This is a genomic window from Sporomusa rhizae (assembly GCF_041428845.1).
Lineage (GTDB): Bacteria > Bacillota > Negativicutes > Sporomusales > Sporomusaceae > Sporomusa > Sporomusa rhizae.
Map to the genome: position 1 here is coordinate 5,818,320 of NZ_CP156925.1, position 11,417 is coordinate 5,829,736.

The 11,417-nt window shown below is 42.3% G+C and carries 12 protein-coding genes; 3 read left to right on the top strand and 9 right to left on the bottom strand.

The window, feature by feature from the left end:
* The first annotated feature begins 69 nt into the window (after positions 1-69).
* Complete coding sequence (locus tag SRRS_RS27275) at positions 70-990, top strand: ADP-ribosylglycohydrolase family protein (RefSeq protein ID WP_371365051.1); 921 nt, start codon at positions 70-72, stop codon at positions 988-990.
* A 300-nt stretch (positions 991-1,290) separates the two neighbouring features.
* Here SRRS_RS27275 and noc read toward each other — a convergent pair whose 3' ends face one another.
* From noc to mnmE, 4 genes are all read right to left on the bottom strand, one after another.
* Positions 1,291-2,232: a nucleoid occlusion protein gene (noc, locus tag SRRS_RS27280; protein WP_371365053.1), complete on the bottom strand. Its 942-nt coding sequence runs from the start codon at positions 2,230-2,232 to the stop codon at positions 1,291-1,293.
* Between the two features lie 72 nt (positions 2,233-2,304).
* On the bottom strand, positions 2,305-3,024 hold the full coding sequence (gene rsmG / locus SRRS_RS27285; protein ID WP_371365055.1) for a 16S rRNA (guanine(527)-N(7))-methyltransferase RsmG: 720 nt from the start codon (positions 3,022-3,024) through the stop codon (positions 2,305-2,307).
* Between the two features lie 13 nt (positions 3,025-3,037).
* Entirely contained in the window at positions 3,038-4,909 is a 1,872-nt protein-coding gene (gene mnmG, locus SRRS_RS27290) for a tRNA uridine-5-carboxymethylaminomethyl(34) synthesis enzyme MnmG (RefSeq protein ID WP_371365057.1), read from the bottom strand.
* A gap of 77 nt (positions 4,910-4,986) precedes the next feature.
* Complete coding sequence (mnmE, locus tag SRRS_RS27295; protein WP_371369948.1) at positions 4,987-6,372, bottom strand: tRNA uridine-5-carboxymethylaminomethyl(34) synthesis GTPase MnmE; 1,386 nt, start codon at positions 6,370-6,372, stop codon at positions 4,987-4,989.
* Between the two features lie 322 nt (positions 6,373-6,694).
* Here mnmE and SRRS_RS27300 point away from each other — a divergent pair, with 322 nt between their 5' ends.
* Together SRRS_RS27300 and SRRS_RS27305 are read left to right on the top strand one after the other, a co-directional pair.
* Positions 6,695-7,597, top strand: coding sequence for a chemotaxis protein (locus SRRS_RS27300; RefSeq protein ID WP_371365060.1), 903 nt, complete (start codon positions 6,695-6,697; stop codon positions 7,595-7,597).
* Positions 7,598-7,975: 378 nt separating this feature from the next.
* Entirely contained in the window at positions 7,976-8,731 is a 756-nt protein-coding gene (locus SRRS_RS27305; RefSeq protein ID WP_371365063.1) for a hypothetical protein, read from the top strand.
* A gap of 76 nt (positions 8,732-8,807) precedes the next feature.
* Here SRRS_RS27305 and jag read toward each other — a convergent pair whose 3' ends face one another.
* The 5 genes from jag to rpmH all read right to left on the bottom strand — a co-directional run bounded on the left by jag (position 8,808) and on the right by rpmH (position 10,929).
* Entirely contained in the window at positions 8,808-9,443 is a 636-nt protein-coding gene (gene jag, locus SRRS_RS27310) for an RNA-binding cell elongation regulator Jag/EloR (protein ID WP_371365067.1), read from the bottom strand.
* Between the two features lie 3 nt (positions 9,444-9,446).
* Positions 9,447-10,076, bottom strand: coding sequence for a YidC/Oxa1 family membrane protein insertase (locus tag SRRS_RS27315; RefSeq protein ID WP_371369950.1), 630 nt, complete (start codon positions 10,074-10,076; stop codon positions 9,447-9,449).
* 56 nt (positions 10,077-10,132) lie between these two features.
* Positions 10,133-10,351 carry a membrane protein insertion efficiency factor YidD gene (gene yidD, locus SRRS_RS27320; protein WP_371365069.1) on the bottom strand — a complete coding sequence of 73 codons (219 nt, stop codon included), beginning with the start codon at positions 10,349-10,351 and terminating at the stop codon, positions 10,133-10,135.
* Entirely contained in the window at positions 10,348-10,710 is a 363-nt protein-coding gene (gene rnpA, locus SRRS_RS27325; protein WP_371365070.1) for a ribonuclease P protein component, read from the bottom strand. Before rnpA ends, yidD begins: the two co-directional genes overlap by 4 nt.
* 84 nt (positions 10,711-10,794) lie before the next feature.
* Complete coding sequence (gene rpmH, locus SRRS_RS27330) at positions 10,795-10,929, bottom strand: 50S ribosomal protein L34 (protein WP_371365072.1); 135 nt, start codon at positions 10,927-10,929, stop codon at positions 10,795-10,797.
* Positions 10,930-11,417: the final 488 nt, after the last annotated feature.

Here is an 11,417-nt window from a genome sequence, read left to right on the forward strand (position 1 = left end):
CTGAAATGGCAGCTTGCTATTTTTCATACATAAGAACAAATTACGATTGTTATCCGGGAGGAATTAATTATGAACCGAGATAAATTTCGAGGCTCACTTCTCGGGCTGGCCATTGGCGATTCCCTGGGAATGCCGCTCGAGTTTAAAGAACCGGGAAGCTTTACCCCTGTTACCACTTTAACTTCAGGTGGTTCCAATAACTTACCGCCCGGTTATTGGACTGACGATACTTCTATGGCCCTTTGTTTGGCCGAAAGTTTAATACAATGTCAAACCTTTGACCCTGCGGATCAAATGAACCGCTATACACGTTGGTACAAATACGGTTACTTAAGCAGCATTGAAAAATGTATCGATATAGGTAAAACAGTACAAGTCGCGCTGAAAAATTATAGTAAGACCGAACAGCCCTATGCCGGTTCAACAGATCCTCGCTCAGCCGGCAATGGTTCAATTATGCGGTTAGCGCCTGTTCCCCTCAGATATGCAACTGACGCTCAACAAGCCATTGACTTGGCTGCCGCCAGTTCACGCACCACGCATGCCGCCGCCGAAGCCATTGACGGCTGTCGTCTGTTAGCTGCTTTAATAATTGGCGCACTACAAAGCGCTACTAAAACCACATTGCTGTCAAACCACTACTCTCCCGCAGCCGGAGGCTGGTTTATGCCGCTAGTCCCCAACATTGCCGCAATTGCTTCAGGCTCTTATAAACACAAAAACCCGCCCGCAATCCGCGGCACAGGTTATGTAGTAGCTTCCTTAGAAGCTGCCCTATGGGCCTTTTATAATAGCGAAAACTTTGCGCAAGGCGCCCTTTTAGCTGTAAATCTGGGTGATGACGCCGACACTACCGGCGCCGTCTACGGTCAGCTTGCCGGTGCCTATTACGGAGCAGGCGGTATTCCGCAGGAATGGCTGGAGATACTTTATCAACGCAGCTATATCGAAGACCAAGCCGATAAATTGTATCGGCTTGCCTGTTCATAAGAATCTAGATCCACGATACAACTTAAACGACAAAAGCAGAATATTTTTAGAAAAAAAATACTGCTTCTATAATAAAAAATTATAGTTAGAAAAGCAGATACAGGGCTGTGAGAAAACTTAGCTACAAGTTTTCAACAGTCCTGTATATTTTATACCCTAATAAGTAAGGGCGTATCTTATATTGAAGGTACTGACTTTTTTTCCTATAGTATAAAATTCAATTAATGAGTGCATAAAATACGCTTTTTCTAGTCCAATATCCGGAACAACTCTACTTCCTTTTTAGTGTTACATAAAAAACTATTTCCGGCTATTCTTTACCTGAATGTAAATATTAACATATTCCTCATCGACATCTTGCTTAACCTTGATATCCATGCCGCTTTTTTGCATCTGACTTATTACACTGTTAATGGTATTAATGAAGATGCGTACATCTTTTATAATCTTTACTACGGTTTGTTTCGGAGTGGGCTTGTCCTTTTCCCGGGAAATATTACCTGTATAGGTTTCAATCAAATCTTCTGTTTCCCGGACATTTAATCCCTTTTCCTTTACCCCATCCAATACTTCCATTTGAACACGGGTATCTTCCAATTTAAGCAAAGCCCGCGCATGCCGTTCTGTTAAGTTTTGCCCAACAACAGATTGACGTACCTCAGGAGCCAGTTTTAACAACCGCAGCTTATTGGCAATTGTCGATTGATTCTTTCCTACCCTGCGGGCTAACTCTTCCTGAGTAAAACCAAAGCTGGCAAGCAAATGCTGATAGCCTTCGGCCTCCTCTAAAAAATGTAAGTCCTCCCGCTGCAAGTTCTCAATCATCGCCAGTTCGGCCATTTCCTTATCATCAAGTTCGCGGATAATTACCGGAACTTCATTAAGCCCGGCCAGTTTGGATGCTCTCAGGCGCCGTTCCCCAGCAATTAATTCGTATGTTTCACCCTGGCGGCGTACCAACAATGGCTGAATTACGCCAAATTCACGAATAGATGAAGCTAATTCCTGAAGCGATTCATCATGGAAGGTTTTCCGCGGCTGAAATGGATTAGGAACAATACTTTCGGGAGAAAGCTTCTGTACAGCTTGCGCTTCAACCTCGCTGGTATCCTCTATATTATTAGGAGCAGTGTTAGCTGCATCGATCTGTTCATTATTAGCTGCAGGAATAATTTCGGGAACAGTTTCGGGAATGGTTGGCGAAGCCTCTCCAATACCAAATAGCTTGGCCAAGTTTCTCATAAATCCACCACCTACAAAAACTTTAGGACATATTTACCTTATATTCTGCAGATATTGGGATTTTCCTCTATCTTACAATGGCTTTTTTTCCGGTGTTCCGGGTTTTCGGGGATATGTTGATGGTGTTGCAGCAACCTTTTTAATATAGACAACTGCGCGTTTATCTGTAAGGCCAGGTAAGGTTACCGGCCGAATATCTTCAATTTTACCGCCCAGCACTTTCACTGCGTTGGCTGCCTCACATACTTCTTCCTCATATTGAGCCCCTTTAAGTGCAATAAACCAACCGCCGGGTTTAACCATTGGCAGACACAATTCACACAAAATAGTAAGCCTGGCTACAGCTCTTGAAACGGCAATTTGAAATTGCTCACGGTATTGTTTGTTTTTCCCTGCTTCCTCGGCGCGGGTGTGTACGAATGTAACTTGCTGAAGTCCTAGGGTATCAACTACCTCATGCAAAAAATTCAGCCGTTTGTTTAACGAATCTATGAGCGTCAGCTTGATATCGGGTTGAAATATTTTTAACGGCAGACCGGGAAATCCGGCACCGGTACCAACATCAACAAGGCTGGCTTCCGCAGTAAATATATCATCCCGGTAACAAGACAAAGAATCCACCATATGCTTAACAGCTACTTCTTGTGGTTCAATTATAGCTGTTAAATTCATTTTCTCATTCCATTCAATTAACAGACGATAGTAGCTGTCCATGCTGGCCAATTGCTGTTCGGTTAACGCCAAGCCATACTCGTTAACTGCCTTAGCTAATATATCCTGAAATCTTTCCATAATTGCTTCCCCTTTATTCCTGCCGCCGCCTTTGTTCCAAATAGACCATCAAAATTGAGATATCCGCAGGTGAAACTCCGGAAATACGTGCAGCTTGTCCGACAGACAATGGCCGGATTTTATTAAGTTTCTGTCTTGCTTCCAGTGCCAAACCGTTAATTTGACCATAATCAATGTCCTCCGGCAACCGCTTAGCTTCCAGTTTAGCCGAGCGTTCTACTTGCTCAATTTGCTTTTGAATATAGCCATCGTATTTAACAGCAATTTCAATTTGTTCCCGCACTAACGATGGAATTTCCGGCAAATCAAACTGACTGCGCAATGTCTCGTAGTTTATCTCTGTACGTCGAAGTAAATCATATAAGGTTATCCCGGTCCGAAGTTCGGCAGTACCAAGAACAGCTAATTTTTCCTGAACTTCCGGTACCGGCGTAATCTGAGTATTTTTTAGCTGTTCAAGCACCTTTTGAATAGCATCCCGTTTATGAGCAAACCGCTCATATCGCTCATCATTAACAAGACCGATTTCCCGTCCCTTTTCTGTCAGTCTGAGATCGGCGTTATCCTGCCTCAGAATCAGCCGATATTCTGCTCTGGAAGTCATAATCCGGTAAGGTTCATTCGTGCCCTTAGTCACCAAATCATCGATAAGCACACCAATATACGCTTCTGATCGGGTCAAAATAAACGGCGGCTTTTGCTGTACCATCAGGGCAGCGTTAATACCTGCCATCATGCCTTGCGCGGCCGCTTCTTCATAGCCGGATGTGCCATTAGCCTGTCCTGCGGAAAACAATCCCCGGATTTTTTTTGTTTCAAGCGATAGTTTGAGTTCTGTAGGATCAACACAGTCATATTCAATGGCATAGCCGGGGCGCATTATTTCCACCCGCTCCAAGCCGGGAATTGTCCGCAGAAAGGCATGCTGGACATCTATCGGCAGACTTGTTGACATACCCTGAACATACATTTCATTCGTATTGGTTCCTTCTGGCTCAACAAATACCTGATGAGCAAGTTTATCGGCAAACCGAACGACCTTATCTTCGATAGAAGGGCAATAGCGTGGTCCGGTTCCCTCAATAATCCCCATATATAAAGGAGAACGATGCATATTAGCCCGAATGATGGCATGAGTCTGCTCATTAGTATAAGTTAACCAGCAAGGAACCTGCTCTCTTGTAGCAATATCACTCATAAACGAGAAATTATGCGCGGTACCATCACCAGGCTGAATTGTCATTTTACTGGTATCTACTGTTCTGGCATCCACCCGTGCCGGTGTACCCGTCTTAAACCGCATAAGCGTAACATCTAACCGCTTCAACGCCCCGGTCAGCTTCTCAGCAGCCCGTTGTCCCGCCGGGCCACCGGGGTAATTGATATCTCCCAAAATAATCTTGCCGCGTAAATACGTACCAGTGGCAATAATAACACATTTAGCACTATAGACTTCCCCTAATTCGGTCACAACACCGGTAACCTGACCATCTTCTACCAGAATATCATCGATAAGTGCTTGCTTAACATCGAGATTCGGCTCATTTTCTAATGTATGTTTCATCATCAAGTGATACAGCGCTTTATCGGCCTGTGCCCGTAATGCATGGACTGCCGGCCCTTTACCGGTGTTAAGCATCCTTACTTGAATACAGGTTTTATCAGTATTCAATCCCATCTGACCGCCCAGCGCATCAATTTCACGCACCAGGTGGCCTTTTGCCGGTCCGCCTACTGCCGGATTGCAAGGCATCATTGCAATATTATCCATATTCAAAGTAGTAACCAAAGTCCGGCAGCCTAGCCTTGCTGCCGCCAGCGCCGCCTCACAACCGGCATGACCGGCACCGATAACCACCACATCATAATTACCTGCTTGAAACAAAATTTCCACCTCATCTTACTTCACACAACTGTTTAACATTTAAACATATTTTTCTTGGGTATCGTATAAATCTATCGCTATTTGCCAATACAAAATTGACTAAAAATCTGATCAATAATATCTTCGCCCACCGTATCGCCGGTTACTTCGCCTAGCTTTTCCCAGGCGGCTCGAAGATCAACAACAATACAATCCGGCGGCATACCGGCAGCAATTGTCGCCATGGCATCTGCCAGCCTGTCATTAGCCTGCCGTAGCGCATCAGCATGCCGGAGATTATTAACGAAAGCCGCCTCTCCCTGACCAACTTGTCCGCTATAAACAATATCAGCGATAGCTTGCTCGAGCTCAGCCAAGCCTTCTCCCTGCGCTACCGATATTTTTAGTACTAAACGCCCCTCGGAATACCTCTCTACCTCAGCCAGTTCAAGTTTAGGTGGTAAATCACTTTTATTAATAAGAACAATTGCCCGGCGGTCAGACAACAACTCCAGTACCGACCGGTCTTCTGACGATAATGGTGCCGACCAATCCAGCAGTAATAAGATCAAATCTGCTTGACTTACCAGTTCTTTAGCCTTCTCTACACCGATTTTTTCAACCACATCCGCCGTATCGCGAATACCGGCCGTATCTATAATTCTAAGGGGAATACCGCGAATATTGACATACTCTTCAATAATATCCCTGGTAGTTCCCGGAATATCAGTAACAATAGCCCGTTTTTCCCTCAACAAGGCGTTTAACAGACTTGATTTACCGACATTCGGCTTACCGATAATGACAGTTGCCAAGCCTTCCCGCAGAATCCTTCCAGTTTGGGCTGTGGCTAAAAGTGAAGCAAGCTGACTTTTTACTTGGTTAATGAGTTTGGCAACATCAGCCGCCGTCGCTTCCTCGATATCATCTTCTGGAAAATCAATAGCTGCTTCCAACTGGGCAATCATTCCAAGCACAGATTGTCGTATACTTTTAACTTGCTCTGACAACCGCCCTGACAGATTGCCTACTGCTACCTTTAGCGAAGCATCGGTCTTGGCACGGATTACATCCATAACGGCCTCGGCCTGGGCTAAATCCAACCGGCCATTTAAAAAGGCCCGTTTAGTAAATTCACCTGGCTCAGCCATTCTGGCCCCCAGCCTAAGGGTCAAATCCAATATCCGCCTCAATGGCACAGGACCGCCATGACAGTGAATCTCTACGATATCTTCCCGAGTATAGGATCGGGGAGCCCACATTATAAGTACTATAGCTTCATCAATAATCTCATTGTTTTCTGGATCTATAATATTGCCATATACCGCCTGATGAGACAGAATTGCTTCTGCTCGTTTCCCTGACCGGCTGGTAAAAAGCTCGTCCGCAATAGCTATTGCCTTGCTGCCGCTTATTCTGACAATGCCTATGCCGCCTTCGCCTATAGCGGTAGAAATAGCACTAATAGTATCGTCGCTGGTCAGCCTACTCAACTACTCCCACTCCTTATATTACTAAAATAGACATAGCTTCAGATAGAGTTTTAATCATCTGAAGGATAGTCACAAGAAATAATCTGATTTAAAATATATAGTAAACCTATATAATTCCATATCTATTCAAAATATCCTGCCAAATAGTAGCAATCAATATAGTATTCCTCGTCCTTAAGCAAAAATACATTAAAAAAGTTATTGCACATAAGCTATCTGGCAGGTAAAAATAATCATATCATAGAAATAGTAATTATTGAATTAATTTACTGCTGATACAGTTATGTTACTCAAAAAGAAAGAAGGGATGGCAATGTCTGATAAAAAGGGGATTTTGCTCGAAACTGGTACTAATGAATTTGAAATAGTTGAATTTTCTATTGGACCTGTTTGTTATGGCATAAATGTTGCTAAAGTAAGAGAAGTAATCAATCCTATACCTATCACAAGAATGCCGAATGTCCATCCATGGGTTGATGGCATATTTACCTTGCGTGGACGCGTTATGCCACTGGTAAACTTGCCCCGCTGTTTAGGCAGTGAATCAACAACTACTTCTCCGAAGGTAATTGTAAGCGAACTTAATAACTTCTACGTTGGTTTCCTTGTTGATGAGGTTTCCCGCATTCACCGTATTTCCTGGACAGCCATGGAGCCGCCTCCCCATATCACCAATTCCGACATGGTAGTAGGTATTATTAAAATGGCGGAAAAAATGGTTGTTCTCCTTGATTTCGAGAAAATAGTTGCCGATGTTAATCCAGAAATGAATGAAAAATTCAGCCAACCTACAACAAAAAATTCTACATTATTGGACATTCGCAAAGACAAAACAATTTTGGTTGCAGAAGATTCTAAGCTGCTGCGTGATTTGCTTGTAGGTACACTGCATAATGCCGGTTATTCAAATATTATTCTCGCCGAAAATGGACAAGAGGCCTGGAATAAAATTGAGAAACTGGTTGCTGACAAAGGGCCTATTGAAAACAAAATGCAGATTGTAATAACCGATATAGAAATGCCACAAATGGATGGACATCATCTCACTAAACGCATTAAAGAACATGAGAAACTTAACCACCTGCCGGTAGTTATCTTTTCTTCCCTCATTAATGAAGAAATGCGCTTAAAAGGTGAATCCATCGGTGCTAGTGGACAAGTATCCAAGCCAGAAATTGCCCAATTAATTGATCTTGTAGATAAATTAATTCTCTAAATGTATGCAGTTCCCCAGATTGTACTAAAAGCACTTGCCCCGATTCTTGCCAAAAGTATTATACTTTAACTTAAGAAAATACGGCTGCCACTATTGTCTTAGCAAAGTGGCAGCCGTTCCTTTTTATCAGTTACTTCATAAGCATCTCCCATAACTTATTTACCAGTTAACAAACGGGTAGCGTCAATAAAAAGCGACCGGACATACGCTGTGCCTTTTTTATCACTAATCGCGAACCGGCAATTTTGCCAACAATATCGCAACAAAATTGTTGGCAAAACTCATAGCTTTAGCGGAACGCATTGATTTTTAATGTTTTTTCGATATTGTCAAAAGTTTCTTGTCAGTGTACAATATTGGTGAAAGCGAGGTGCCTGTATGACTTATGGATCCAACTATTATAGTATTATACTAAAAGGGTGCTCCCGCAGAGAAAAATTAATACAACGTCTGGAAAATATATTACTGCGCGGGCGCTTGGCTATTAGAATGGCGCTGGAAAATATGCCATCTGTTATTATTTATAAAGGAAAAGTAGATAACATTGTCCCGGTTCTACAAGCTTTCAAAGCGGAATATGCGACAGTAACCGTTATAGCCGACGGAGTCCCTGCTGCTTTACCGATCACTAAAAAATACCGGGACTTTGCCTCACTGGATTCTGACTTACAACAATTACTTATCGGCACACCTGATAATCTTTGGCTGGGAGAAGCTATATATCGCATTGTTCCTGCCAGCTTTTTAGATGAAGAGGGAGCCTTGGTAATAACCAGCCATGCTTTGTATTTTATTGATAAACCTGCCGGCGATGATATATGCCGCTGGTTAATAATCCCTTACTCGCAGTTGACAGATACACCGGATTTAAAAATTTCTGATGGAACGGAACTAACTATAAACCATTTAGACACTGCCGGCTATCAACAGGATTCATTCATACTGCCCGCAGAACTTCTTCACCCGGTAAAAGCAGCTATTTACCAAGCTAAGAGTGCCAGTAAGTATTTAACAAAGCTTAGGTCAACCTGTGAAAATTGTGGTCAAGTATCTGAGGAATATGCCGAAAACATACTTACACAACAAAATTGCACTAACTGTGGCGGGCTACGTAATTGGACAATACTCTCCTAAAAAATTAACTTAAAAATTGAAGTTTAATTATAGAAAAATCAAAGCCGGGGATTTTCCCCGGCTTTTTCATTTACCACTATTTTTTTAAGGCGATAACTACCTTACGATACGGCTCATCACCTTCACTATAGGTAACAATCCGGCTGTCATCTTGGAGCGCCATGTGAATAATCTTGCGTTCTTGCGGACTCATTGGTTCAAGAACTACCCGTTCGCCACGCCGTTTAACTTTATCAGCCAAACGCATAGCAAGACGCGATAATGTCTCCGCCCGACGCTTCCGGTAATCTTCTACATCTAAAATAATCCGGCTGCGTTCTGCTGCGTCGCGATTAGCGGCAAGATTTGTCAGATACTGCAGTGCATCCAAAGTCTGCCCATGCTTACCAATCAGTACACCTAAATCTTCACCGCGCAAATTAATTACCACATGATCATCGTGCGTTAACTTTTCCATAAATACCGTAATATTCATGGCTTTAAACACACTCTCCAAGAACTTCTTAGCCTCTTCCACCGGATCAATCATTCGCACACTAACTTTTACTTTGGCAAGCTTAGAACCGATGAACCCGAACAAGCCTTTACTGGGAACTTCCAAAACTTCGTAGTCTATACGGTCACGGGTCACTTCAAGTTCGGCCAGTGCCAGTTCAATTGCTTCGTCAATAGTCTTTCCTGTTTTTTCTATAACAGTGAGCTTACCAGACATAACTTACTTTGCCTCCTCCCGGGTAACCGACGGATTATTACGATACATATACCACTGCTGGGCAATTTGGAACAAGTTGCTCACTACCCAGTAAAGAACTAATCCTCCCGGGAAAGTTAAGCTGATATAACCGATAAACAGCGGCATAAAAATCATCATCATTTTATTTTGCTGGGTCATTTCCGTAGTTGTCTGCTTTTGTTGAATATATGTAGTAAGCGCCGACAATACCGGAAGTATATAAGTAGGATCAGGATGTGACAAATCTGTCAGCCACAAAAAACTAGGCGGCTGCTGGGCATATTGATAATCTCTGATAGCAAAGAAAATCGCAATAAGAAATGGCATTTGCACAATCAGCGGTAAACAGCCGGCAAGCGGATTTACGCCTGCTTCTTTATATATGTTACCCAGTTCCTTATTGATTTTCTCTGGGTTGCCTTTATATTTCTCCTGTATTTCTTTCATTTTCGGTTGAATGTCTTGCATTGCCTTCATTGATTTAACCTGCTTAACTGTAAGCGGATACAGCAATGCTTTAATGACTATTGTCAACAAAATTATGGCTATTCCATAATTGGCAAACCCTAAACTAACTGTCATATTATAAAAGAAAGTTAATACGGTTTGCATAATACTACTTAAAAAATCCAAAAAATTTCCCTCCTGCAAGCAATTGGATGTTTTATTTAAACAGGATCATATCCGCCAGGATGGAATGGGTGACAGCGTAATATACGCCGTACAGCCATAATCAAACCGCGGACGACCCCATATTTTTCGATAGCCTGTAGCGCATACTCGGAACATGTAGGCACAAACCGGCAGCTTGGCGGCTTTAATGGAGAAATAAACTGGCGGTAAAAGGTAATCCCTCCTACAACTAACCAAGTAATAACTTTTTTCATACTTCTTTCCTCATTATCTTAGCTTTATTACTAAGATCCAGAAGCGCTTTGGTGACTTGAGCTAATCCCGCATTTATTAACGGTTGACGCGCAACAAGTACTAAATCCACCCCACTAACGAACTTCTCCTGATTAAGTCTGTAGGCTTCCCTTAGCAAACGTTTAAGTCGGTTGCGTAAAACAGCACTACCTAACCGCTTGCCAGCAGCAAAACCCACCCGGCGAGTAGCAGACAGATTAGGCAAGACATAAAGTACCAATTGTTTATTGGCATATGACTTGCCTGATCGATATACTGACTGAAAACTTTTACTTTGACAAAGTCTGCCTATTTTAGGCAGGGTAAACCTTTTGACCATGTTTAATCATCCGGTTCTCTAAGTTATTTTTTTCAAAACTGTTTCAGCTAATGGAAAAAATAGGCCACCAAAGCGGCCTACTATTTATGCTGATAATTTTTTTCTGCCTCTAGCGCGTCTTCTCTTAAGTACCAGACGGCCACCATTTGTTGACATACGCTCACGGAAACCATGAGTTCTTTTCTTCCACAGCGTATTAGGTTGATAAGTACGTTTCATCCTCTAAACACCTCCTTATATAAAAGGGAGAAACCCACTGAAATCTACAAAATTTCACTAGCTTAGATTATAGACTAGCAAACGGGCCAATGTCAAGAAAATTGGCACCGACAAAATTAGATATCTGTGGATAAATTCCCCTTTTTTTAGTCACAGGAGAAAATATCTTGTTGATAACTGGCACATGATTTGTTAATATAAACTATACATAGTTATCAACAACCCTCTGGATAACCCTGCGTATAACCTTTATTTCCTGGACTTATCCACAAAACAATACACTTATTCACATCTTTATCCACAGGGGTTAATAACTTGATAATACACGTCAGCGGGATTTATTATGTACCGCCGTTGTATTTTTTTTTCGCCCTTAATACCATCTGAATAAAAGTTATTCACATTTGTTGATATCTTTGTGGATAACTTATGTTAATTTTATATGGTTATTGTGGAAAACATTGCTAAGGAAAGGATTGGTTTACTAA